This window comes from Zooshikella harenae (genome assembly GCF_018837975.1).
Taxonomy (GTDB): Bacteria; Pseudomonadota; Gammaproteobacteria; order Pseudomonadales; family Zooshikellaceae; genus Zooshikella; species Zooshikella harenae.
The window spans coordinates 61214-86643 of record NZ_JAGSOY010000014.1; the positions used below are offsets into that span (position 1 = coordinate 61214).

The 25430-nt window shown below is 40.1% G+C and carries 18 protein-coding genes; 13 read left to right on the forward strand and 5 right to left on the reverse strand.

Annotation, left to right across the window (positions count from 1 at the left end; genetic code table 11):
* Positions 1 to 228 precede the first annotated feature (228 nt).
* The 3 genes from KCG35_RS08400 to KCG35_RS08410 form a co-directional block, all read right to left on the reverse strand.
* Positions 229 to 840, reverse strand: coding sequence for a PH domain-containing protein (locus KCG35_RS08400; RefSeq protein ID WP_215819243.1), 612 nt, complete (start codon positions 838 to 840; stop codon positions 229 to 231).
* 158 nt (positions 841 to 998) lie between these two features.
* Positions 999 to 2390: a sigma-54-dependent transcriptional regulator gene (locus KCG35_RS08405; RefSeq protein ID WP_215819244.1), complete on the reverse strand. Its 1392-nt coding sequence runs from the start codon at positions 2388 to 2390 to the stop codon at positions 999 to 1001.
* Positions 2391 to 2394: 4 nt separating this feature from the next.
* On the reverse strand, positions 2395 to 4299 hold the full coding sequence (locus KCG35_RS08410; RefSeq protein WP_215819245.1) for a sensor histidine kinase: 1905 nt from the start codon (positions 4297 to 4299) through the stop codon (positions 2395 to 2397).
* Positions 4300 to 4597: 298 nt separating this feature from the next.
* Between KCG35_RS08410 and KCG35_RS08415 the strand changes: the two genes are divergently transcribed.
* The 10 genes from KCG35_RS08415 to KCG35_RS08455 all read left to right on the forward strand — a co-directional run bounded on the left by KCG35_RS08415 (position 4598) and on the right by KCG35_RS08455 (position 12317).
* A complete protein-coding gene (locus KCG35_RS08415) occupies positions 4598 to 4744 on the forward strand; it encodes a hypothetical protein (protein ID WP_215819246.1) in 147 nt (48 codons plus the stop codon).
* Positions 4745 to 4749: 5 nt separating this feature from the next.
* Positions 4750 to 6150, forward strand: coding sequence for a cytochrome ubiquinol oxidase subunit I (locus KCG35_RS08420; RefSeq protein ID WP_215819247.1), 1401 nt, complete (start codon positions 4750 to 4752; stop codon positions 6148 to 6150).
* A gap of 9 nt (positions 6151 to 6159) precedes the next feature.
* The gene (gene cydB, locus KCG35_RS08425) at positions 6160 to 7161 is read left to right on the forward strand and encodes a cytochrome d ubiquinol oxidase subunit II (RefSeq protein ID WP_215819248.1); all 1002 of its coding nucleotides are present in this window, start codon (positions 6160 to 6162) and stop codon (positions 7159 to 7161) included.
* A gap of 2 nt (positions 7162 to 7163) precedes the next feature.
* Positions 7164 to 7295 carry a hypothetical protein gene (locus tag KCG35_RS26675; protein ID WP_255561901.1) on the forward strand — a complete coding sequence of 44 codons (132 nt, stop codon included), beginning with the start codon at positions 7164 to 7166 and terminating at the stop codon, positions 7293 to 7295.
* Positions 7296 to 7860: 565 nt separating this feature from the next.
* Positions 7861 to 8115: a BufA2 family periplasmic bufferin-type metallophore gene (bufA2, locus tag KCG35_RS08430; protein ID WP_215819249.1), complete on the forward strand. Its 255-nt coding sequence runs from the start codon at positions 7861 to 7863 to the stop codon at positions 8113 to 8115.
* 169 nt (positions 8116 to 8284) lie between these two features.
* On the forward strand, positions 8285 to 9199 hold the full coding sequence (gene bufB / locus KCG35_RS08435; protein WP_215819250.1) for an MNIO family bufferin maturase: 915 nt from the start codon (positions 8285 to 8287) through the stop codon (positions 9197 to 9199).
* Positions 9192 to 9950 (forward strand): HvfC/BufC N-terminal domain-containing protein, encoded by a 759-nt coding sequence (locus KCG35_RS08440; protein ID WP_215819251.1) that lies wholly within the window; start codon positions 9192 to 9194, stop codon positions 9948 to 9950. Before bufB ends, KCG35_RS08440 begins: the two co-directional genes overlap by 8 nt.
* Positions 9951 to 10046: 96 nt before the next feature.
* Positions 10047 to 11063 (forward strand): hypothetical protein, encoded by a 1017-nt coding sequence (locus tag KCG35_RS08445; RefSeq protein WP_215819252.1) that lies wholly within the window; start codon positions 10047 to 10049, stop codon positions 11061 to 11063.
* 113 nt (positions 11064 to 11176) lie between these two features.
* Positions 11177 to 11701 (forward strand): GNAT family N-acetyltransferase, encoded by a 525-nt coding sequence (locus tag KCG35_RS08450; protein ID WP_215819253.1) that lies wholly within the window; start codon positions 11177 to 11179, stop codon positions 11699 to 11701.
* 304 nt (positions 11702 to 12005) lie between these two features.
* Entirely contained in the window at positions 12006 to 12317 is a 312-nt protein-coding gene (locus KCG35_RS08455; protein ID WP_215819254.1) for a tautomerase family protein, read from the forward strand.
* A gap of 23 nt (positions 12318 to 12340) precedes the next feature.
* Here the strand turns inward: KCG35_RS08455 and KCG35_RS08460 are convergent, their stop codons facing one another.
* Positions 12341 to 12859: a hypothetical protein gene (locus KCG35_RS08460; protein ID WP_215819255.1), complete on the reverse strand. Its 519-nt coding sequence runs from the start codon at positions 12857 to 12859 to the stop codon at positions 12341 to 12343.
* A gap of 152 nt (positions 12860 to 13011) precedes the next feature.
* Positions 13012 to 14490: a DnaJ domain-containing protein gene (locus KCG35_RS08465; protein ID WP_215819256.1), complete on the reverse strand. Its 1479-nt coding sequence runs from the start codon at positions 14488 to 14490 to the stop codon at positions 13012 to 13014.
* A 173-nt stretch (positions 14491 to 14663) separates the two neighbouring features.
* Between KCG35_RS08465 and KCG35_RS08470 the strand changes: the two genes are divergently transcribed.
* The 3 genes from KCG35_RS08470 (at position 14664) to KCG35_RS08480 (ending at position 25141) form a co-directional block, all read left to right on the forward strand.
* A complete protein-coding gene (locus KCG35_RS08470) occupies positions 14664 to 15839 on the forward strand; it encodes a DUF5610 domain-containing protein (protein ID WP_215819257.1) in 1176 nt (391 codons plus the stop codon).
* A gap of 587 nt (positions 15840 to 16426) precedes the next feature.
* Entirely contained in the window at positions 16427 to 24358 is a 7932-nt protein-coding gene (locus tag KCG35_RS08475; protein WP_215819258.1) for a non-ribosomal peptide synthetase, read from the forward strand.
* A gap of 141 nt (positions 24359 to 24499) precedes the next feature.
* Complete coding sequence (locus KCG35_RS08480; protein ID WP_215819265.1) at positions 24500 to 25141, forward strand: MBL fold metallo-hydrolase; 642 nt, start codon at positions 24500 to 24502, stop codon at positions 25139 to 25141.
* Positions 25142 to 25430 lie beyond the last annotated feature (289 nt).

Below are 25430 nucleotides of genomic sequence, written 5' to 3' on the forward strand. Positions count from 1 at the left end.
AAAAATCGTATATTTCGTGTTTTAGCTATAATGATCATTTTTTTCTGAAAGGTTTGTTGCCTGCTTTTTTTAACCCTTGTCACATATTTACGATAAGTGCCTAGTGGGCCTATGTCAAGAAAAAGTAACGTCGCCAGTGAATAAGTGGGGAAGAAGTTGTTACTTTATTTTGTGTATGGACCACTAGGGATTTATCGCTAGACGTCTGCTTCTAAAAAACTGTAACAGTTAATTATTAATATATTTTTCGAAAACTTCACCAAAATCTTTACGGCAATAGGCTTTGCGAGCAGAATGAAGCCAGTTAAAGGTATGTTGATTGATTTCTTTAAACTGGTCTTCGAGTGTTGTTGTGCTTGAGGAACGATGTACTGTATTTGAAGCAATTTCTATACTACGTTCGGCATTGCGGTAATGATGGCTGTTTTCTTTTTGGATAGAACTGATTGTGTACAATGTTTTGTATAAATCTTTCAAATGCTCAATTTGAGTTTTTTTGATATCGACTGAGTAAGGTGTACTTCCTATCGAAAATTTAATTTCAGCATCTAAATCCACTGTACCTGCAGTTTCAAGAAAAACATCGCGAATGTCGTGGTCATAATAACTATAACGCTTTAATAATCTTTTCTTACTAAGCGCGCTAGTGCCATCAAGATGAATAAGTGCTAGATTAGTAAAGCAATACTCATCTGTTTTTGATTTGATCAAAAAGTAGATTTTTTCGTTATCCTCACGCATGACATAATCATCAGAATCGACTTTATCAAAGTTCTGTGGATCAATGATTTCTCCAATATCACTTAATCCTAAAGCATCAGCCGCTACACGTTTGAACATACAATCTTCCTGAGTGATAAATAGTCTTAAACTGTGTTATTACATGTTAGAGGAGGATGACATACTTTATTTTACTGGACCAGTTGCCGTGTACTAATTTGGTCAATATAGCACAAAACTGACGTATTAAATCTTATCATATTAATTGACCAAGTTAATTACTGACTATGGTCTAAATCCTGAATACCATAACGTTCAATTTTCTTTAGTAAACCTTGACGAGATAGCCCTAATTTACGAGCAGCATGCGTTCGATTACCTTGGAATTGTTGTAATGCATCAAGAATCAATCGTATTTCTAAATGCCTCACTTGATTTTCAAGGGTATCATCTAGTGAAGGTATCACATTGGGCGACTGAGAAATTTTATTACCATTGAGAAACTCAATATCATTTATGCCTATGATCGGTTGCTGAGCGATAGCGGCTACACTTTCCAAGGTGTTTTTTAACTCTCTTACATTACCAGGCCAGGATTGGGTAATAAACCAGTGTAAGGCAGTGGCATCCAGTTGTAATGGGCGTTGGTGTTTCTGACTGTAATGTTGTAAGAAGTGTTGAGCTAAAACTGGAATATCTTCTGGGCGGTCTGCAAGGCGTTGAGTATTAATCGTAATGCCTTTAAGTCGATAATAAAGGTCGTCACGAAAATCACCAGTGTCAACTGCTTGGGGTAAATCTTTATTTGTCGCACTGATTAAACGTACATCAATCGACACAATTTCTCTGCCACCCACGGGGTAGAATTTACCTTCTTGTAATACTCGTAATAATTTGACCTGCATATTCAGTGGCATTTCACCAATTTCATCCAAAAATAATGTGCCTTGGTGTGCTAGGGCTAAAAGACCCTGTCGATCACGATCTGCCCCAGTAAAAGCCCCTTTTTTGTAACCAAATAATTCACTTTCCAATAACTCACTGGGGATGGCTCCACAGTGTACTGAAATAAAAGGTTGGTTTTTGCGGTGACTAAGTTGGTGTATGGCTTTGGCTATCACTTCTTTGCCTGTACCACTGGGTCCACTGATTAAGATTGATACATCTGTAGGGGCAATTCGGCTGATAAGATTGCGCAGCATTTCAGTGTGCTGACTGACGCCAATTAAACCCAGTACCGATTGTTGCTCTGCTAGCTGTGCTTTTAACTGTTGTACTTCATTTTCTAAGCTGCGTTTGGTTAAAGCACGTTTGACGACAATGGCTAACATGTCGGGGTCAACCGGTTTGGCTAGAAAATCCCAGGCCCCTTGTGCGATAGCGGCTAAAGCTAGCTCTCGATCAGCATGTCCTGTCAGGACAATGACAGGAATAGTATTAATAATACTGAGTAGTTTTAGCCCTTCCTGAGGAGTAAAAGAAGGCGGGAGTGCTAAGTCCAGCAGTATTAAACTATACGTCTTTTGTTGTAGTTGTTGCTGAGCAGAGGTTATATCATGACAGCTATCAACTTGATAACCTGCTTGATGTAGCCATTGGCTACAAAGCTCACAGAAGGCAGGCTCATCATCGACAAGTAGAATTTGTTCTAAAATACGTTGCTCTGCCATTTTGTTATTCTCTACTCGCATTATCGTCAATGGTGGTTAAGGGAAATTCACAAATAAAACTACAGGGCCAGTGTTCATCATGGGTGTGCCAAACTTGTCCATGGTGAGCATCCATAATTCGCCTGACGATAGCTAAACCTAAGCCGCTACCACCTTGTCGTTTACTGATAAAAGGCTGAAATAAATGCTGTTGGATTTCTCCTGGAATTGCAGGTCCATTATTATGAATACTAAGTTGTATGGTTTGCTTTGAGGTCTTAAGGGCTGAAATATGTATTTGGCCATGGGTGACATTGCGGGTAAATGCCGCAGCATTTTCTAATAAATTAGTCAGTACTTGCTGTAGACGATGGCGATCTGCATTTAAGGTGAGATTAGTGGCTACCTCTATGGTGATGGGTACCTGATAACGCTGTTCAATGTAATGGGCGATTGACTGACAAAAGGGATGTAATGTGAGTGGTTCAAGTTGCAATGTTAAAGGGCCTGCATAGCAAAGCATATCTGTGATTAAGTGATCAGCGCGATCAATTTGTATTTTTATATGTTGACGAGTGGTTTGATCACATTGAGTGCTTGCCATCGCAATAATATTTAAAGGATTACGTAATTCATGAGCCATGGCTGCCGCTAATGCACCTAATTCAACCAAATGCTGTTCTTTTAAACGTTGTTGCGTTTGTTCTGCCAGGTGAAGTTGTTGTTGAAGTCCACGACAACTGCTGGCTAATAGTGTGCCAAACATTTCTGCCACATGAATGGTGCCAGGTGTAGCATTTTCCCAATGTAATAAATGAAGCTGCCAGCCTTCGTTATAACGTTGGCAATAAATGGTGGGTAGTGTGGTAGACGCATTGGGGGGGGCAAAACAAATATACACTGGCATGGACAAGTGTTTTTCTAATAAAAGCGATGCAGTTTGTTTTAGTGTTTCCCAGCTACCACAGCTTTGTAATTCTGATAGCCAATTTTGCAGTGTTTGTTCGCGAAGCTGGGCACCAGGGTAGATTAATTTTTCGGCTAAACGCTGTGCAGGTCGATAGAGCGAACTACCAATCAATAATACAAATGCGGAGTATAGCCAGAGCTCCCAAAGAGGTATATCGGTAAAGGGTTCAGCGCCAAACAAATCCGCTACTGTGGTGAATAATGTAATGAGTAGTAATAACGCCAGTAAAATGCACAACCAAAAGACAGCTCGCACAGCCCAGCGGTTAACAACTACCAGTTGGTAGCGCACGATGCCATAGACTAGCAGTAATACATAGCTGGGAAGCAGTAGCATGGGATAGGGAAACCAGGTTATTTCCAGTGATGGCAGAACAAAGCTACTGGCGAGTACCAGTCCCCAGCCTCCAGCAATAAATAATGCAACAATTGAACGTCGTTTATTGGCACTACTGATATGCCAACCCCAGATTAAAATAGCGTGGGCCACGACACCAACAACAATGGTATAGAACAGGTTTAGCCAGCCAGCAGAATCCAACATAATAAATGCTGGAAAGACTAGCCAAGGTGGAAAGGCGGCATTTGTTGTTTTAAAGCTGATAAAGGTAACAGTCAGGGCTAGTAAATAAAGTACAGCTACTGGTGTATGTAAACGATGTTGAAGTTTTTGTGGTGTATCACCTGGAGCAATAAACAGCAGAGCAAAGTGTAAAAATGTTGTTGGTATAAAGGGATTTGCTAACAGCCCCAGAAGGCCAAGTTGGCTTATGGCAGGGTTTGTGTGTTGAAGCAGTACGTGGCTTCCACACCAGATAGCCATACCTAAGCAAAAGCCCCCAAGAGGTCGTAAGGCAAGATGTTCTGGTTCTTTGATGCCCCAACACAACCAGCAACCAACCACTGTACCTGCCAGGGTGGTAATCAACATCGCCGCATTAAAAACAAGCAATAAAGACATTCGCTTTCCAGAATGAGTATTCCCTTCAACAAGACTATAGGACGTTAACTATCAATACCTGAAATAGTTGAAAGGTTCAGTGTGTCATTGTTACGGGGTGGGGTGTGAACAAAGTTTACAGTGCTAAGTCTACCAAACTGTAAACAAGGTTTACAGGTGGCGGTGGTTACTTTGGTGAATTTTGATGTAAATCAGTGCAATTGAGGTATATAAAATTTATGGCACGATCTTTGTATAAATTAGAGGTATTAAAACTTTTTAATTTATTACCATGAAGTATAAGTTGTAGGAGAAGCATATGAGTTCTGCACTTGTGTGGCAAGACCTGCTGACCGTTGTTTGTATTATCAGCTTGGCACTCGTACCAGGAGGGATTGCTCAGTGGCGTCAAGTGCTGCAAAGTCGACGCACTGATGTTGGGATAGGTGAGCAAGGCAGGGGGTAATCATTATGGAAATTGATGGTGCTTTGTTATCGCGTATCCAGTTTGCCTGGACAGTCAGTTTTCATATTTTATTTCCCACCATCACAATTGGTTTAGCAAGCTATTTAGCGATTATGGAGGGGTTGTGGCTGAAAACCCGTAATCCGGTTTATCGTGCACAGCTATTTTTTTGGATTAAGCCTTTTGCGGTAACGTTTGGTATGGGGGTGGTGTCTGGCATTGTTTTATCCTATGAGTTTGGTACAAACTTTAGCCAGTTTTCCCTGGCAACATCAACCGTATTAGGTCCGTTGTTAACGTATGAGGTATTAACTGCTTTTTTTCTGGAAGCAGGTTTCCTCGGCATTATGCTTTTTGGCTGGAATCGGGTCAGTGAGCGAATGCATTTTGTGGCTACGCTTATTGTGGCAATAGGCACAATTATTTCGGCATTTTGGATATTGGCCGCCAACTCATGGATGCAGACACCTGCTGGTGCGGTATTGGATAGGCAAGGTGTATTTCAGGTAGTGAGTTGGATGGAGGTCATATTCAACCCATCGTTCCCTTACCGGCTGGTGCATATGCTACTGGCTTCCTTTTTAACTGTTTCTTTCCTGATAGCAGGAGTATCGGCTTGGCATCTACGTAAAGATCGGCAGAATCCTGTGGCGTGTAAGGGGTTAAGTGTTGCATTGTGGGCTGCTTTGATTCTCGCACCACTGCAAGCGTGGGTCGGAGACCTTCATGGACTTAATGTGCTTGAGCATCAACCTATTAAAGTCGCCGCTATGGAGGGGATTTGGGATACTGAGCAAGGTGCTGGGTTGCGCTTATTTGCAGTACCAGACCAAAAGCAGGAAAAAAACCACTTTGAAGTCAAAATCCCTTATCTGGCCAGCTTAATTTTAACCCATGACGCAGAAGGCACATTGCAAGGTTTGAAGTCTGTGCCTGCTGATGAACGACCTCCGGTAGCTGTCGTATTTTATAGTTTTCGTATTATGGTCGGTATTGGTGTGTTGATGTTATTAGCGTCAGTGATGGGGGCTTGGTTACGCTGGCGAGGTAAATTGTATACCACCACTTGGTTTCATAAAGGGTTACAGTGGATGATACCTGCTGGTTTAGTGGCGACACTGGCAGGTTGGTATGTTGTCGAAGTAGGGCGACAACCTTGGTTAGTGCATGGTTTCTTGAGAACGAATGCGATGGTATCAGCACATCCTGAACAGCGAGTGCTGTTTACGTTAGTGCTGTTTGTGTTGGTCTATAGCCTGTTGTTTGGCGTTTATTTGTATTTTATGCGAAAGCTGTTAAAGCGTTTGCCTGCGATAGATAGACTGGATGAGCATTCAGCACTTAAACAGAATCAATTAGCTGGCAGTTTAGCGGCATCACCATCAACCACTGACATACCATCCTAAGGAGTGATTATGGACTGGGCTATTGTTTGGTTTTTATTACTGGGCTTTGGGGTGTTCATGTATGTGGTGCTGGATGGCTTTGACTTGGGATTGGGCATTCTGTACCCCTGGTATCAGCCTGATGAGCGACTGCTGATGATGAACAGTATTAAGCATATCTGGGACGGTAATGAGACCTGGCTGGTGTTAGGAGGTGTCTTATTGTTTGCCGCGTTTCCACCAGCCTACAGTTTAGTGCTAAGCCATTTGTACCTGCCGATCATGACAATGTTATTGGCACTGATATTTCGTGGTGTTGCTTTTGAATACCGCTTTAAAGCAACTACTAGTAAGCATTGGTGGGATTTTGCGTTTTGTGCTGGATCTTCGATCACAACCTTCTGTCAGGGGTTGATGCTGGGCGTATTACTCCAGGGATTAGTGCTGGAAGAAGGAACGTTGACCATGAGTTCGTGGAGCTGGTTGACACCTTTTAGTGTCTTTACCGGTTTTGCGTTAATGGTGGGGTATGCTTTGTTAGGAACCTTATGGTTAGTTTGGAAAACCTCTGGTGCCATTCAGCAGCATAGTCGTCAGATTGCTTTGAATTTATTGATTGGCTTAGCCGTATTGTTAGTGATTGTTAGTGGCTGGTCCACCCTGTTGGATGAGCGCATTATGGATCGTTGGTTTAGCTTCCCCAATACGCTGTGGTTAGCCCCCTTACCCTTGTTGACTGCTTATGCATTGTGGCGTGCACGACAGGCGTTAATGGTGCCAACTAAGCGAGAGTGGCTTCCATTTGCGTGGGTTATTGCTGTCTTTGGCTTATCCTTTCTAGGATTAGTGGTCAGTGTTTTTCCATTTTTAATTCCCTGGCAGCTTACGCTTTGGGAAGCGATTGCTCCTGCTAAAAGCTTGAATTTTATCTTGCCGGGTGTACTGATCTTAGTGCCTGTCATTTTAGGGTATACCTTATTTGGTTATAGGGTCTTTAGTGGCAAGCTGGATTCGGTAGAAGGAGGCTATTAATAATGAAAAAGTCTGTTGGGTCACCTGAGCCTGATCAGCTTAAGCATCCCTGGGGGTGGTTTTTGTTACTGTATCTTGTCGGCATTAGTGGTACTACACTGCTTGCTTACGGTGTTCGCTGGTTGATCTTCTAACTTAGTGCATCATTCTAGCCGCTGGCTACTCTCTCTTGTCTTGATAACCTGGGTAGCTAGCAATTTTACATATCTCTTTTTTCTCTACTTGTCGCCTATCTTTTTTGTTAAATACTGTTTTTAGAGTATAAAATAGATTTTTAGACCATCCTAGCATTGAGTTGTATAACTTAATTCAGTTGAATATTCGCTATTATTTCTTTGTGTAATAGGCCTAACTAAAAACAGTAAAGGGGATAAATATCCTTTCTATTAGTACACCACGTCGTAATATTGATTTTCGGTAGATACTAAACGTGCCTTCCAAAAAAAACTCGACTATTTTCATAGGGAGAAAAAAATTGTTAAAACCAATGAAATTTTTTTCTTTTCTTAGCTGTCTTTAGATGAAAGTCAATGTGAATGACTTTTTACATGTGAACTAAAAACTGTAGCACAGCTTATTATGCCCATAACTTAGGGTATAAACTCTGACTTTAGAGTGCTGAAAGCTTGTATTTCTTAACTTGTCTTTCTTAATAAGTTGAGCTGCAAATGATTAATTGCAGAGTTTAGGAACTTTATTATGAGCACAATGAAAAAAGTGAGTGGTACTGCATTAGCCGTTGCTGCAGCAGGCTTGTTTACGATGGGTGCAGAAATAGCCATTGCAGGTCAAGCTGATCAAGTGAAGTGCTGGGGAATCAATAGCTGTAAAGGACACAATGACTGTGCAACAGCCACAAATGACTGTAAAGGTATGGGATCGTGTAAAGGTCAGGGTTACCTAAATATGTCTGCAGAAGAGTGTAAAGAAAAAGGTGGTACAGTTAAGGAGTAAGCATTAGCTTTAACCTTTTAGTATTTTGTAAGGGTTGATGCGTTCGTGTCCCTTACTTGAGGGCAGGTAACCTTCAACCCTTCATTGAATGCTTGCGAGTGTACCTGGATTTCAATAATATCCAGGTATTTTTTACTCGATAATTATAAGTAATGTGTGAGAGCATGCTGTGAAAAAAGTATTCCATGGTTTTGGTTTAGGCTTGCGAAAAGATTATTATAGTGAAATTTTAGCAACACAGCCTGCGGTTGACTGGTTTGAAATTATTTCTGAAAATTACTTTGTTGACGGAGGAAAACCTCTTTATTTTTTAGACGCAATTCGTGAACAATATCCTATTGCCATGCATGGTGTATCTTTATCGATTGGCAGTACTGACCCATTAAATAAGCTCTATTTAAAAAAGCTAAAATCCCTGGCAGATCGTATTAACCCTATATTTATTTCAGATCATTTATGCTGGACTGGAGTGGGTGGAATTAATAGTCATGACTTGCTACCACTTCCTTACACTGAAGCATCAATCAAGCATGTTGTTGAGCGTATACACTATGTCCAGGACTTTTTAGAGCGACAAATATTAGTAGAAAATCTTTCAAGTTATGTCACATTTGCTGAGTCGGATATGGCTGAGTGGGATTTTGTCAGTGAAGTGGTTGAGCGTGCTGATTGTTTATTATTACTTGATATCAATAATATTTATGTGAGTGCTCGAAATCATCAGTTTGATCCTATTGATTATTTAAAAGGTGTTCCCGCTCAACGTGTTATGCAGCATCATTTGGCAGGCCATAGTGATTATGGTGAATATATTATTGATACCCATGATGCTCCTGTTGTTGATCCCGTTTGGCAGTTGTACAAAGTGGCTGCAGAATTATTTGGCCCCGTTTCTACTATGATTGAGCGGGATGATAATATGCCAGTATTTTCTGAATTATTGGCTGAATTAAATTATGCAAGAACGATAGCTGAACCGATTTATACCCAGCAGCAAACATCTGTCGTATTACCAACAGCAGGTCGTTATCATTTTGCTAGCCCGACTATGGCGATGAGTGTGCAGGAGCAACACAATGGTTGAGTTGGCGAATTTACAAAAGTTTTTTTTAGCGCATTTGCAAGGTCAATCAACGTCTATTAAACAATATGTTACGAAAGAGAAGCCTGGGCTAGCGATATATGCCAATGCATATCATCAACGGTTAAGAGAGGCGCTTGATGGAGACTATCCCTGTTTAGGTCTTTTATTGGGTGATGAGCAATTCAATCAATTAGTGTCTGATTATATTACCTGCCACCCTTCATCAGATCCTTCTTTGCGTTGGTTTGGTCAGCATTTAACCGCATTTATCCGTAAACAAGCACATTATCAATCAATGCCGATTGTAGCTGAATTAGCTGAGTGGGAATGGCGCTTAAGGTTGGCCTTTGATGCTGCTGGAAGTGAAATAGCAGCCATTGATCATGTACAACAATTGACGGCTGATCAGTGGCCAACACTACAGTTTGAGCTTGTTCCTTCGTTGCAAACAGTCTCTTGGCAGACAAATGTTGTAGCTGTTTGGCAAGCACTGGAACAGCAACAAGCACCTCCCGCTATCATCGAAGAACCTACCGACTGGATTATTTGGCGTAAAGGACTTGTGACAAACTTTCGCTCAATTCATGGTGATGAGCGTACGGCGTTAACACTTACGCTTCAAGGACATCATTTTGCCTCACTTTGTGAGCATCTTTGTCAATGGCATGAACCTGAAGCGGTTACTACACGTGTCGTACAACTTTTACAGCAATGGTTAAGTGATGAGCTGATTAAGCAGGTGATTTCATAGTACTACTAATATCACTCCTAAAGTAGGGTATGCTTGCTTTTGTCTTTTTAATCAGTAAAACTGCTCACTCTTGGTAATGGACATTACAGTGGGCTTATGTCTGGTCAAATAACTACACCGAAATTTTCTGCTGAAGAGTCTTTATTACGTGAGACTGTCAGAATCGAATTTGAAAAATTATTAGCAGTTGCTCACTCCGTAAGAGATCAATTAGCTCATGACGATGAGTGGCAGGTATACTGTGCCACTCATATCCCTATCCGTGACCAAGCTGAAGTCCCAACGGCTATTCATGTTGAATCATTCGCCCCAGAATCGCATGATACAAGAGCTGCGATTATTGATATTTTAACGGATTTTTATAAATCGCCAGAGCAAAATATAAATACAACCAAACGGTTGACAGGGTTGGTAAGCGTAAGTTTGCAAAGTTATCAGCAACTTCAGCTATTTAATGCACAGAAAGAAAGATTACGCCAGGCAATGGCCGCATTGCCTCAACGAATACGACGTCATATGCATAAATATGTCCGAGGGCCAAGGCAAGAAACCGTTGTTTTTTTACAGGCTTATCGGCAAGTGCCATTGTTTTCGCCTGAAGATGATGTTCGTCCCCTTACAATAGCCAAAGTACAATTCCATTGGCGTAGAAAAGGCGTTGGCGGGCGACAGGTTTCTGTGGCTGATTTCCGTACCAGGCTAATCACTGAAGCGGAGGCACACTATGGCAAGGGGACTTGCACTAAACCTTACTTTGATAACAATGTTGCACCTGGAAAATTGGTACGGCTAAGAATGAATGTGGAAGCCTTGGAAGGACTACCAGACAATGAGTTATTGTTTGCAGATTATCGTGTTATTAGACCTCATCCGCGAGGCAATATTTTTTACTATAAAGATGGTACGACAAATAAGGTCCATCAGGTGCCGCTCACACCTGTAGCTGCGATGCCTTTTTTTGTGTGTCAGCAACAACCGATCGCAGTCCAACCATTGGGCGATTTAATGCCAAAAGATTGGAGTAAAGAAGGTAAACAATTAGCAGATTATCCAATTTCAGAGTCACCCTATGCGTATCGGTACATCAAACCACGCTATGTTGCCAATGAATAACAGCTGGATGTTAACAGTTACCAACAAAAAAAACTTACAAGTAATACCCATTTCATATATAAAAAACCTTCACTGTGGGTATAGTATTTATTAGAAAAAAGAGAAGTATATACATGGAAATTCCTATTATTGAAACATCACGACTGCGCTTAAGAGGATGGTCATTAGCGGATGCTGATGCATTTGCAACATTGAGTGCAAACCCTGATTTTGCCAGATATATTGGTGGTGGACAGCCAATAAATAAAGCAGAAAGTTGGAGAGTACTTGCTATCCTCGCGGGGCATTGGGTTTTAAAGGGATTTGGGTATTGGGTTGTTGAAGATAGAAAAACAAGTGACTTCTTGGGTAGAGTAGGAATATGGGAACCTGAAGGATGGCCCGGGATTGAAGTAGGCTGGGGTATTTCGCCTGAATATTGGGGCAAGGGGTATGCAACTGAAGCGGCATTGGCTGCAATTGAATGGGGATTTACTTATCTAGAAACATCTGAGCTTATTAGTCTAATCCATCCAGATAATGGAGCATCAAAGAGCGTGGCACTAAAAGTAGGTGAAGTCTATAGTCACTCTCAAACGGTGATGGGTAAACAATGTGATATATTTAAGCTTACTAAGGTGCAGTATTTAAATAAATAAAAAATTCTTTGCATTTTGTAGCCAACCCCAATATGACTATTGGCATTCAACAAGTCTGGAGTCAATGATGTCAAGAAAATACACATTCTTTGTCCATATGAACGCAACAAAAAAATGGTTGTCTCTTAGCAGGGAAGAAAGAACTAAATACTTTGAAAGTATTTAAACAGATATTTTTTCAAAATATCCAAGTGTTTCGATAAAACTATATGATGCCGAGGCATTCAGCACAAAGTGCAGTGATATAGCAGTATATAAAATAGAAAATATTCAAGATTATTATTTTTTCATAGAACAAGGTATTATGGAGGCTGTGCACTCTGCACTAAGAGAGAGTTTTAAAATTTTACCAGGTGACCGGAATGTTAGGCTTATTGTTCATGGACCTCATCAATTTCTATGTCCTCCAGATCGAGAGCAACCTGAATATTACACCCATATAAGCATAAACTGCTTCACTGGTCGGAGTCGCGATGCAAAAAGGCTGCCTTATAAAGCTATCGTAAATAACTTAGAGGCATTCGGTATTCCAAATAATCACATTAAAATCATGCTTCGAGAAATTACAGCAGAAAATTGGGGCTTTAGAGGTGGATATGCCCCTTATTTATTATAAACGAGGGGCATTTTTCCTGTTTGTTAATTGCTAAATTGAGGCGAACAACAAACAACAGCATTTGTGGCATTACAGCTAGAAAACTTCGTACGATTTGACTCAAAATAATTCTCAGTTACAAAAGAGGTATAGCCGCCTCCATATTTTTTATTGTCAAGTTTACCACAATTTTGATAGTAATAATGACCTTTTGCTACGCCCCCTGCGTGCCAGGTGTTGTTAATAGCAACATGACAAACTGCATCAAGATCAACTTTATTATCTGGTAATGGTACCATGATTAAAGATTGATTGGTTTTACCTGGTAATGCGCTATAACAAGCTGGGCGAGCAGCGTTAAGCGCAGCATCTGATAGTTGTGCAGTTGATGAACTCATGGCTTTTAGTTTTACTGCGGCTTTATACTCGGCATCAGAGGCAGGGGCCATCAGTGTATTTTCAACATTTGAAAAGCTTGTATCTACTGCTTCTTCAGCAATAGAAGACGCAGATAGCGTTAATATAAGCGAAGCTAATGGAATACTTACTAAGTGTTTATTCATAACTGAATCTCCCTATTCAAACTTTTTAGTATCAATTTAAATTAGCGTTGAGATTATATGAAAATTTAAGCAACTACTCCAGCGTAAAAATGACCTATTTATACTGTATTAGTCGTCGATATAGTCTGTATCATTGTTTTAATATAAGGGTGTTATAATTGTATCTTCTGTTGATTACTAATAATGGTAAGAGGCTCTTTTCGTTCATCTAACTCGGCTGTAAATGTCTGGCAGGCGTGATTATAAAATAACCCATGACGAATAATTATATTGTCAATTCGGTTAGGTAACCGTTGAACATCGACTTGTTGCTGAGCGTAAACATAGACGAGTTGGACGGTTTTATTCTGTTGTCTAAATAAAACAATGGCATCATTAGGATGAGGATTTTTGATAGATAAGCGTTTTTTGCCATTATTTTGTCCTAATAATTCGCCGTTAAATGGACGTGGACCTGGATACTGATGGCATTGATAGCGTTTAGCGATGGTATGACTGCCAAAGCCAATAAGCTGCTCAGCAATAAAACCTTTAAAACCTTGAGGAGTTGATATTGTCACCCAACCTTGTGGTCCTGCAGAGATTACATTGACGGGAGCATACTGGGTTATTTGAGTAACAATAGAACTATTGATATTGGGATCAGAGAGGAGCGCGGCAGGTGCAAGGGTATAATGCTTGCCAAGCCGATGGTTTGTATAAAGAGGCTGATGTTGCGCTTCTGGCGCAATAGGATCAGCTGCAACAGAAGGTTTGCTTACCAATGAAAGTGGTTCGAAAGCTTGTTGCCACATTAATATTGGAATACTAATAACTAATATGATAAAGCTTAGCAACATAAACTGACTTAAAAAGAATTGAGTAGATTCTGGAGGCTGAGCAACAGCTTCGCTGGGATCACCTAATTGATGTAATAATTGTTTGACCTTATCTTGCATGGCTTGGTTTTGACAATAATGTTTCAACCAATATAAGTGACCAATTGCTTCATTAAATCGACTTTTTGAAATATGCTGTAATGCCAGTCGATATTCTAATTTACTATTTTCGGCAAGGGGGGGTAATCCTCCTAATGTATTTATCCACCAGCCTCGAATAGTATGCCAAGGACCGGTTAGACTCCACCAGCCCAGTAGTAAATTCCATAGATTAAACTTGAGCGCTAAACGAGTGCTGCAGCGTTGGCACCAAATCCCTGAAATTGTTTTCTGGTGGGTGATAATGATGATACCTGTGACCTTCAGCCAACGGCGATAACGTAGTCCTTGTTTGTCCTTGTGACAATGCCGACACACGATCACTTGTTTAATGACAGGGTTAGGAATTGGCGGTGGAGACTTTGAATCCTGATCAGTAAATGATACTGGAGTAGTGATTTCTTCTTTCGAATAGTGGGGGCTAGACTGTGTTGGAGGAGGGTGTGAGCCGTATTGGTAGTACTGTATCAGGCTTTGATAGGTTTGCTGCAACTGTTGAAACTGAGCTGTGGTATCTTGCCCTGGATTTTTATCTGGGTGTAAGGTTTTTACGCGTTGTCGATAAGCTTGCTTAACATCGTGTAGTGAAGCATCTTGAGGTAGGCCTAATTGTTGCAGTAAATCGTGAATTCGTTGCTTGGATGGAGCCGTCATGGCTTGAATTGGTTTCCAATGAATGATGATGGGTTTTGAATGAGTATAGCAGCAGCCTTAAAGTGTAGGCGGCATATGCCGATAACAAGTTTATAGAGGGCTAAACAGTGCGTTCTTTAGGGCATGTTTGGGGGATGTCAGTGTCATAGAGAGCGATGTGGAGGGTTACATCAATGAATATCGCACCAGGACACTTACTGAAATCAATGCGGCCAGAACATGCCGAGCATCATCACCAAACGGCAACCAGTCGTCAGGCGTTGATGTTATCGAAACCTGAAGGAAGTACACGTCAGTTACTGCAAAATACCTTATTACATCGCGTGGGGCAGCAGTTAGGCGCAACTGAGCCAATGCAAGTGGAATCGTCAGGGTATCGACCAGAGCAAGTCGCTGACACTATTTTAAAGTTTGTTGAACAACGTTTATTAGCTGAGCAAGCCGAAGGTGCTGATAACGAACGTTTGCAAAACTTATTAGGCCAAGCTCGGGAAGGTGTTGTAAAAGGATTTGATCAAGCGCGTGAAGATCTTAAGGCTTTAGGCTTATTAAACCCCAATTTAGAAGCAGATATTGATACGAGCTTTGATCTAGTAACCACAGGACTGGATGACTTAGAAAATAAATTTACCAGCAATACGGATAAAATTTCTTTAAGTGAGGCAGCATTAGGTGGGGAGCCTCAACCTGTCACTCTTCGTAGTAATCAGCAATTTTATCAGCTAGATAACCAGTTTTCCTTTCAGGTTACCACGAAAGAAGGCGATGTGGTGACTGTAAATGCTTTTAAACAATTATCTGCATCAAATGGATACTTTCAACAAGGACAGACCTCGGCCAGCTACAGTCAAACACAGTATCAAAGTGAATTTCAGCTGCGGGTTGAAGGCGATTTAAATGAGTCTGAATTGAATGCTATTAATGACTTATTATCAGATGTGACATCATTGGCCAACGACTTTTTTGATGGAAATGTCAGCAGCGCCTTTGATCAGGCTTTGTCGTTGGGAATTGATGCCTCTACACTCAGCGAGTTTTCCCTTACTTTGCAACAAACTGAAGTACAACAGATGCAGCAGGCATATGCTTCAGCCAATGGCGGGGGCTTGCAGTCGTTAAATAATCGCTCTCCTGTTGCCCAACTTGCTGAATTTGGTCAAGATTTACAGAGTACATACCACAAAGCGGGCCAGTTTTTTGAGCAGCCAGGAAAACTGTTAGCCAAATTATTGAGTCAGTTAGAACCTGTCAAATTAGAAAACAGTGAGAAACAGGAAAGTGTATTAACTGAACAGTTAGCGAAGCTGCAGGAAGTAACTGATTATTTACTCTCTTCGTTAGAAAGCTGATATTTACTATTATACTTGTTCAATGCCTAGCCTATTTTCCTTCGTAATAAGGAGATAGGTTAGTATTTGTTTATTTTGAATTAATGACCTATGTGAACGAAGTGGTTTCTAAGACTGTGCTGCCTGATGCATATCAATACTCAGTTTGATTTATTTCGTATTTTACGGATGGTAATTCAGCTGATTTCTGTTACCCTTCACCCGTCTTATTTTACCCTTCATTAAGGGTAGAATATCTGATGAATAACTAGGCTTGTTTTAGGATTAGCATGCGCCTGTAGTCTGCAAAGCAGATGAGCATCATGGAGCTGATAGTATGAATACCTTTCATTCTTCTGACTAAAAGATAAATAGTGTAATTGTTTTACCTATTGGAGTCATGGCCACTCCGAATTTATTTTATCCCAAAAATTACGTTTGTTAAATGATATTTAGTAAGTAAGGCAATAAATCAAGTCAGGAATTGACATTTATTGTTTTTATCACTTTCAGCTTTTGTCTGCCATATGGCTAATTAATCCATATAACACATTGTCACTATGGGCATGACAACTAATTGATTATGCTTGATATATTAGGGAGTTAACATGAAGTTTGAACATTATCCACTTCACCCAGAGCAACGAGCAATTTATTTTGACCAATGTCAGGATACTACTTCAACAAAATATACGCTTGGTGTATCTATAAAATTGCAGGGAGTATTGGATAAAGAAGCATTATCAGAAGCAGTCTCTCAAGTCATCCAATCATTAGATTTTGCTGGGCTTCGGTTTACAATCGTTGATAATGTACCTAAACAGTATAATGCACAACGATATCCTGAACTCTCTATCATTGATTTTAGCGAAGCGTTAAATCCAAGCCAGCAGCTCCAGTCATGGCTTAAGAATGAAGTATCACGTAAATTTTCTTTAGAGCGTGATAGTTTAGTTCGAGTAATGCTATTAAGTGAGTCAGATCAACGCCATGTTTTAGTTGTATTAGCACATCATATTGTTGTTGATGGCTATGGTATCATTAACTTTGTCAATAGTTTGGGGGAAGCTTACGCTGCTAATGTACAATGTGTTGAGTGGCAGGAAAATGGCCTAAACTATTTACCTTGTGTCATTGATAGTGAGGTATATTGTAAGACGCAAGCCTACCAAAGAAGCGAAGTATACTGGAAGAAAACAGTTCAGTCTTATTCTCCTAATGTTGAGTTATTACCGTTAAAATATATGGGCGACTTCAATAAGGGAGTGGAAAAATACAGTTGTACTATGCCAAGCTCTTTAAAAGAAGCCATGTTTGCCACTTCAACTAGGTTGAATATCGGTGGACCACTTGCACTGTGTTTGGCGGGATTAGCGCTTCACTTTTCAATTTATCAGCAGTCGTCTGTTGTTACACTTGGATCGATACTACATAAACGAAAAGGAAAAAATCAACGTAATGTTGTGGGAATGTTCGCTGGTGTATTACCGTTTTATATTACAGTAAACCACTCAAAATCCTGTAGCGATCTAATTAAACACGTTGCTCAAGTTATTAAACAAGTTTACCGTCATCAATATGTCTCGACTAGTCAGATTAAACATGTGAGTGGTATTAATGAACGGTTATTTGATGTGTTATTTTCCTATAATACGTTTGCTTTGGATAGTGATTTTAACGGGTTATTATACCAGTTAGATGAGATATATACTGATGATGTAAACTGTCCGTTAAATATTAGAATATTGGATCAAGGGGATTGTTTTGGACAACAACTGGCTATCACTTATCGTAAAGATTATTTTACATCTTTGGAGATTTCACTGTTGGCGAAAAGGCTATTAAAAATTTGGGAATTTATGACTGAAAATACAGACCAATTACTTGGTGCTATCGATATTTGTTGTTTGGACGAATATAAACAATTGCTGAATTGGTCTGTAAACTCCTTAGATGTCATTAATGATCTTCATGATAAAGAAAAAAATAATTTTAATCATGATGTCACGCTTAATGAGCAAGAAAAAATAATAAAAAAAGTAATCGTTCAGGGACAGAGTCAGGATAATGAAAAGACTATATTAGAGTATAAATCTGACTATTTAAATCATTGGCTAGAACATAACTCGGTGATATTTCCGAATAATCCTGCTATGTTTTTTGCGGGTAAGACTATTACCTACAAAGACTTTAATGAACAAGCCAACCAGCTCGCGCATTACTTGATAAATAAAGGCGTGAAACCTAATGAATTAGTGGGTATCTATCTCGAACGTTCTCCAGCTGTTTTTATTGCGATGATGGCTGCACTGAAAGTAGGAGCTGGTTATTTGCCGTTAAGTACAGCGCTTCCGGATGCGCGTTTAAGGTATATTATAAATGATAGTCAATGCCAGTATGTAATTTCAGAAAAAGCAATTTCGCATACACTTGAGCGATTATTGCCAGAGTGTCAAGATGCTTGTATTTGCATTATTGATGATGACATTTTTTATAAAAAGCTACAGGGATTACCTAAAGATAACTTACAATGCGAAAGGCCGGTTCCCACTGAGAATTGTGCGTATGCTATTTATACCTCGGGTACTACTGGACAGCCAAAGGGGGTTTTAGTTTCTCATGCTAATGTAATCAATCTTTTTGGAGCAGCTAAGTGCTTTAATGTTAACCCAAATAGCCGGATTTTACAGTTTGCAGCAATAACATTTGATGCTTCTGTACTGGAGTGGGGGATAGCGTTTTACTCTGGAGCTTGTCTTTATTTGCTACCAAAGTCGGTCAATTATGATCCATGGCTTTTAAATGAGCAAGTAAATCAATTAGGTATCACTCATGCTTTCTTAACACCAGGTTTATTACCTTCTTTAGATGTGAAGTATTGGAGTGGATTACAACAACTCTTTATTGGTGGAGAGGCGTGTAATGTTCAGGTGGCTGAAGAATGGTCACAAAAAATATCGTTAATCAATATTTATGGGCCAACAGAAACTACAATATGTGCTACATTGGGGGGCTATCAAGCCCAACAGCATAAGCTACCTATTGGCAAGCCAATAAAGGGGTATTCTGTTTATGTTTTGGATAAGCTGCAGCATTTATTACCAATGGGGGCTGTTGGAGAACTGTATATTGGTGGCAATGGAGTTACCCTGGGCTATCTTGGTCAACCTGACCTTACTGCGAAAAAGTTTTGTTGGTTAAACCCATTTGCTGAAATATCAAGCATTGAAGCTAAGCAGGGTAAACAGCGGTTATATGCAACTGGTGACCTAGTACGTTGGCTACCTGATGGTAATCTGGAGTTTGTAGGAAGAACTGATGATCAAGTAAAAATTCGCGGTTTTAGAATAGAGCTAGGGGAAATTAAATTAAAACTTGAACAACTTACAGGTGTTTGCCAGGCTGCTGTTAGCACGGAAGTTGAAGACGATAGTCACTGTATTATTGCATTTCTAGTATGTGATGCAGATATAATAAAAAATGAAAGTAAGGAAGGAGAAATAATCGATAACAAGGATGAAAATAAAATTATTCAACGATTAAGGGAGCAGTTACAACAGAATTTACCAGATTATATGTTACCTTCAAAGTGGTATATTGTTGATAAACTACCATTAAACGTGAATGGAAAAGTTGATTATCGTGCCTTGTCATTGATGGTAGAGAAGAAAAAATTACTAGTATCGGCCACTCAAGAGAGTGACATATTTTCGAGTGACACTGAACGACAAATTGGTGAGATTTGGAAAACATTATTACCACACCAGTCAGCTATAAAAACGACGGATAACTTTTTTCGTTTAGGTGGGCACTCACTACTGGTCATGAAAATGGTAGGCGCTATACGCCATGCATTTTCAGTGGAAATATCAGTGAGTCATATTTTTGCAAAGCCAACAATTAAAGGCATTGCCAAGGCTATCTTACAATCCCAGAATGAGGATAAAGCCCAAGGGGTAATTAAACCAGTTGATAGAAGTAAAAAACACTATGCATCCTATGCACAACGGAGTTTATGGTTTCTTGATCATATGGAGCAGGGCAGTACACATTATAATATGCCTGCTGCTTATCATATTCAGGGGCCGATTGATGATAATGCTTTAAATTATGCGCTGACTCAAATTATTACCCGTCATGAAACACTGCGAACTCAGTTTGTACTTGAACAAGGTGATGTTTTACAAACAATTTTGCCTCCACCTCGTGAAAATCTTATTCAGGTTGTTAAGTTAGTAAGTGACTCTTACACAAAAGCAACTTGCACAGATGAGCTGTGGAGTGAAGTTAATAAACTTCGATATGAAGAAATTTTTGAATCGTTTAATTTAACTGATGATAGTTATTTAGTTAGAGTTAAGCGATTAGATCTTGGTTGCGAAAAAGGAAATATATTATTAATTACTTTTCATCATATTGCTGCTGATGGTTGGTCTGTGGCACTTTTTATTCAAGAACTACAATTTTTTTATCAGCAGTTTTTTGAAAAAAAATCACAAAAAAGGTTACCGCTTTCTTATCAGTATGTGGATTATTCAGCTTGGCAGCGACAATGGTTGAACTCTAGTGAGGCTAAGAGGCAAGCAAATTATTGGCGACAGCAGCTTGCTGAATTACCTAAACTGCATCAGTTACCTCTTGATTACAGTCGACCTGATCGTTTACAACATAAAGGAGGACTGTTTCACGCAAAAGTATCTTTCGAAAAACTAACGCAGTTGCAACGACTCTGTGAACAACAAGGAGTCAGTGTCTTTAGTGGTGTTTATGCGCTATTTACAGCGTTTTTATACCGTTTTACGGGTGAGCAGGATGTGGTTATTGGTACCCCTATGGCCAATCGTGAAAACCCAGCATTCAGTGAGTTAATTGGTTACTTTGTTAATACTGTCGTTTTACGGTGGCGAGTAAATGGAGGCTATACTTTTAATCAATTACTCAACGAATCTATGCAGGTTGTGCAAGGTGCTTATACACATCAGCATTTTCCTTTTGAGCGCGTAGTTGAGTTGATTCAACCTGAGCGTTCATTAAGTTTTCACCCACTATTTCAAATTATGTTAACGGTTGAGGACGATGATAATACGAGCTTTACCTTGGGTGATCAGCAAGCTACAGTATTATCCTATCCGGAGTTACCCGCCAAGTTTGATTTGAGTTTGCAGTTAACCAAAAATGATAAAGGTGCGGATCTGCTTTGGGAATTTAATCGAGAGCTGTTCAGTGAAGGAACGATTGCTCAATTTAATCAGTGCTTTTTACAGCTATTTCAACAATTGATGTCAACACCTGACCAAGCACTAGACCAATGCTTATTACACACAGAAATTCAACAGCAGCAGTGGTTAACCCAACAGTTTGACCAGTGGTTATTGACGTATCCAAAAACAATTTGTGATTTATTTAATTTGCAGGGTCATGCTCAAAGTGGCCATATTGCCGTACAAGCAGGTAATGATTCAATCACTTATTTGCAGTTACAAACCTGTGCTTTACGTTTAGCACAGCAGTTGATTGCTTGTGGTATTCAGTCAGAAGACTCTATTGGTGTATTAACGCATCATTCTATAGATTGGGTTGTTGCAATGTTGGGTATTTGGTATGCCGGTGGAATTTATGTTCCACTTGATCCAAAGTATCCTGATGAACGATTACATTTTATATTGCAGGATGCTCAAATTAAACATGTTATCTCTGAGCCTGCTTTAATGACTAGAGGACATAGTTTAATAACTTTATCTGATGGCCTATTGAATACCAGCGATGCATTAACGGATTATGCTTTGATTCAATCTAATGATGAAGCATGTGGTTTGATGAATGGTATTAAATCGCAGAAGCATGTTAATACAAAACAATTGTCTTATATTATTTATACGTCTGGTTCAACAGGGATACCTAAAGGTGTGTTGATTGAGCACCACTCTTTTGCTCGACATATACAGGAAATGATTGACTGGTATCAGCTCAATGGCACTGATCGTGTATTGGCTTTTGCCAATATTGGTTTTGATGCGTCATTAGAGCAAGCATGGGAGGCGCTTGGTGTTGGGGCGACTTTAGTCATGCGTGAGGAATCATTATGGTCTGCAGAGGCTTTCCGTCAGTGGCTGATAACTCATCAAATAACGCATATTGATATTCCTCCAGTTTATGCGCAGGAAGTATTCACCCCTGTATTACAGGATATTGAATTTTGGCAACTGCAAACTCGTCTGGCCCGTGTTGTTGTTGGCGGGGAAGCGTTGAATGCTAATTTTGCGCAGCAATGGGCTGCCAGTGTTGCAGTAAATCACTGTGATTTGTTAAATGCCTATGGACCTACGGAGGCAACAATAGCTGCCAGTATTTATAAGGTCCCAGCAGGCTTTAAGGGAGAAAATGTACCTATTGGCCAGGGTTTATCTCATGTGCAGTTAGTTGTGCTAGATAGTCTGCAACGTGTTGTTCCTGGAGGGGCAATCGGCGAATTGTATATTGGAGGAGAAGGTGTTGCTAGAGGTTATTTAAATCGTTCCTCTCTTAATGAGACAAGTTTTATTAATTATGCCTTTGCTGACAATATTAAACTACGTCTATATAGAACTGGGGATTTAGTCAGAGTATTAGCGGATGGCAATGTTTGCTTTTTAAGCCGTGTTGATAATCAAGTAAAACTTCGTGGTTATCGAATTGAACTGGGTGAAATTGAGTCAGCGTTGACACAACAAACAATGGTTGATCAAGCTTGTGTTGTGTTGCATGCGCCAAATACACCACAAGCGCAACTAGTCGCTTATATTATTCTTAATAATGCAGATAATAGCGATAACAACCAATCATTGAGTGAGAAAAAAACAGATATCATCACTGCATTAAGAATGAAATTGGTAGAGCACTTACCAAGCTATATGGTTCCTGCTGCTTATGTAATTATTTCTGCTTTACCATTAACAGTTAATGGTAAAGTTGATCATCACTTATTACCAGAGCCCAAACAGAATGACTTCTACAGTACCCAAGAGTATACGGCTCCTACTGATACATTAGAGGTTTCACTGTGTGAGGTTTGGCAGCAGTTGTTGGGACATGAGCAGCTAAGTATTACTGCTGACTTTTTTGAGCTTGGCGGACATTCAATGTTAGCGGTTAAAATGGTCTCAGAAATAAAGCAGCGTTTAAATGCACAGATCACTGTGCAAACTGTTTTTGCTCATCCTACCATACAACAGTTAGCACGTTATTTACATTTGCATAAGCTGGATGATGCGGGTGGACAGGTTACTGGTAATCAGGTAAATAGTAGTTGTTTGAGTGAGGATAACGTTGTCGCCGATGACTGGTTATTGCATGCTAAAAACTATTTACACCCAATAAATAAAATGGACAACAGCCTTCGTGCAGGGGCATTACAATATGCATTATTAACAGGTGTTACTGGGTATGTTGGTGGTTATTTATTGCATCAATTGTTAGTTCAGAATGATCATGTGCACTGTTACTGTTTAGTGCGAGCTGAAGATGAGTTCAGTGGCTTAGATAGAGTTAAAATACACCTACAGGACTATGATTTATGGCAACCACAATTTGCTGATCGAATTTCTGTCTTAGTCGGTGATTTATCGTCACCCAAGTTGGGGTTGACGGATATACAGTGGGATACGCTATCGAGTGAACTGGATTTAATTCTCCATAATGGGGCACGTGTTAATCACTTATTACCCTACACTTGTCTTGAGGCAGCAAATGTTGGCTCAACACTGGAATTGCTCTCTTTAGCCGTAAAACGTCCAGCATGTCGGTTTGTTTTTATTTCCACTTCAGGTGTATTTAACACCGCAGCCAAACGCCCTTACAATGAATTATCTTCTATTTGTGAACAGCAACATGCACAAAATGGTGGGTATTTAGCCTCCAAGTGGGTGGCAGAGCAGCTTGTTGAAGAAGCATACTCTCAGGGCATGAATGTACAGCTAGTACGTTTAGGAAGAGTTGGGATGCCTGCTATGCATCCCCAGTTGGGAAATACGACAGATGTTATTGCTCGTTATATGCAAAGTTGTCTAATGCTTAATTGTGTCCCTATGCTGTCTTTTAAAGAGCATTTTATTCCTGTCGATTATACGGCAACAGCCATTGTCACCTTGCTTCAGCAAAGTTTTTCTGAGCATGTTTTTCATCTACTAGGCTGCCAACAAGTAGACTGGAACTTACTTTTGGCTAAAAAACAAGGTTTAAAAACGATTAGTTTGGCTGAGTGGCAAGTTAAAGCAGAGGCGTGGGTTTCATCTGGCAAAGAGCTACCTTTTGCTCCCTATCTGTTTAGTGGGTTATTAGACTTTGAGGCTGGTCAGGCTGTAGAGGTGACCGAGCAGCAGACCCAATGCTTATTACATCAGTTAGGCTTGCAGCAACCTGTGCTGTCACCAGAGGCGTTATCTGATTATATAGACGCTCAATCTGTAGCTATCTCACAGAAAATGACTTGCCAGCAACAAGAAAATGAGTCAGCCCGTTATGCGACAGAGGAGATTGAAGAAGATCAGTTGTCTATGATTTAACAAGACGTTTTAAGGCACGTCAATGTGCCTTGGTAAAATTGCTAAACCTTACTGGATACAGTAAGGTTGGCACTATGTGGATACATAACAACAGCCTTTTTTAGTCTTTGGATAACAATGACCACTACAGCATTAGCCCCGATGAAAGTTCTTACCATTCCTGTTACACCTTTCCAACAAAACTGTTCTTTAGTCATTTGTCAGCAGACAAAGCGTGCAGCATTAGTTGATCCCGGTGGTGATACCGATGTTTTGAAACAAGCTGTTGACGAGGCGGGTGTGGTTATCGAAAAACTGTTACTGACTCATGGGCATTTGGACCATGTGGGAGGCACAGCCAGTCTAGCAGAGCACTATAACGTGCCGATTGAAGGGCCTCATGAAGCTGATCGTTTTTGGATTGACCAATTACCTATGCAAGCCTCAATGTTTGGCTTTCCGCCTGTTAGAAGCTTCCAGCCTGATCGTTGGTTGCAGCAAGGGGATGAAGTACAAGTAGGCGCATTGAAATTTCAAGTATTGCATTGCCCAGGACACACACCAGGTCATGTGGTGTTTTTTCAAGCAGAGAGCAAGTTGGCATTTGTGGGAGATGTGCTGTTTGCAGGGTCTATTGGTCGAACTGATTTCCCTCAAGGCGACTTTGATACATTAATCCATTCAATTAAATCCGTGCTCTTCCCGTTAGGTGATGATGTGGAATTTATACCCGGTCATGGGCCAAACTCCACATTGGGAAGAGAACGTCGCTCCAATCCTTTCGTGAGTGGTCAGTTTGGTTAAGCTGATACATTATTTTCAATTAAGGTGCTTTTAACATTTTCTTTGAAGGATAAGGGCACCTTGTCGCTACAGCATTTTGTGATTTCCCTAGATAAATAAGCAACTTTATTTACGCTAGTTCACGTTTTTGTAAGTGAATGCTAGCCATCATGCCTATATTTTGGAAACTTACCGTGGTTTGAATACCCCTTAGTCACTGATGCAGGGTTGTGTCAGTTTCGGGATGAAGAAGGGATTTTAAAGCCCATAGCTCACGTACTAAAACACGTAATAGTCGTAATCACGGATC

Excerpts from the sequence above, each read along its gene's own strand:
- KCG35_RS08400 (WP_215819243.1), bottom strand. The coding sequence starts at position 840 with ATGTTCAAACGTGTAGCGGCTGATGCTTTAGGATTAAGTGATATTGGA.
- KCG35_RS08405 (WP_215819244.1), bottom strand. The coding sequence starts at position 2,390 with ATGGCAGAGCAACGTATTTTAGAACAAATTCTACTTGTCGATGATGAG.
- KCG35_RS08410 (WP_215819245.1), bottom strand. The coding sequence starts at position 4,299 with ATGTCTTTATTGCTTGTTTTTAATGCGGCGATGTTGATTACCACCCTG.
- KCG35_RS08415 (WP_215819246.1), top strand. The coding sequence starts at position 4,598 with ATGAGTTCTGCACTTGTGTGGCAAGACCTGCTGACCGTTGTTTGTATT.
- KCG35_RS08420 (WP_215819247.1), top strand. The coding sequence starts at position 4,750 with ATGGAAATTGATGGTGCTTTGTTATCGCGTATCCAGTTTGCCTGGACA.
- cydB (WP_215819248.1), top strand. The coding sequence starts at position 6,160 with ATGGACTGGGCTATTGTTTGGTTTTTATTACTGGGCTTTGGGGTGTTC.
- KCG35_RS26675 (WP_255561901.1), top strand. The coding sequence starts at position 7,164 with ATGAAAAAGTCTGTTGGGTCACCTGAGCCTGATCAGCTTAAGCATCCC.
- bufA2 (WP_215819249.1), top strand. The coding sequence starts at position 7,861 with ATGAGCACAATGAAAAAAGTGAGTGGTACTGCATTAGCCGTTGCTGCA.
- KCG35_RS08440 (WP_215819251.1), top strand. The coding sequence starts at position 9,192 with ATGGTTGAGTTGGCGAATTTACAAAAGTTTTTTTTAGCGCATTTGCAA.
- KCG35_RS08445 (WP_215819252.1), top strand. The coding sequence starts at position 10,047 with ATGTCTGGTCAAATAACTACACCGAAATTTTCTGCTGAAGAGTCTTTA.
- KCG35_RS08450 (WP_215819253.1), top strand. The coding sequence starts at position 11,177 with ATGGAAATTCCTATTATTGAAACATCACGACTGCGCTTAAGAGGATGG.
- KCG35_RS08455 (WP_215819254.1), top strand. The coding sequence starts at position 12,006 with ATGGAGGCTGTGCACTCTGCACTAAGAGAGAGTTTTAAAATTTTACCA.
- KCG35_RS08460 (WP_215819255.1), bottom strand. The coding sequence starts at position 12,859 with ATGAATAAACACTTAGTAAGTATTCCATTAGCTTCGCTTATATTAACG.
- KCG35_RS08465 (WP_215819256.1), bottom strand. The coding sequence starts at position 14,490 with ATGACGGCTCCATCCAAGCAACGAATTCACGATTTACTGCAACAATTA.
- KCG35_RS08470 (WP_215819257.1), top strand. The coding sequence starts at position 14,664 with ATGAATATCGCACCAGGACACTTACTGAAATCAATGCGGCCAGAACAT.
- KCG35_RS08475 (WP_215819258.1), top strand. The coding sequence starts at position 16,427 with ATGAAGTTTGAACATTATCCACTTCACCCAGAGCAACGAGCAATTTAT.
- KCG35_RS08480 (WP_215819265.1), top strand. The coding sequence starts at position 24,500 with ATGAAAGTTCTTACCATTCCTGTTACACCTTTCCAACAAAACTGTTCT.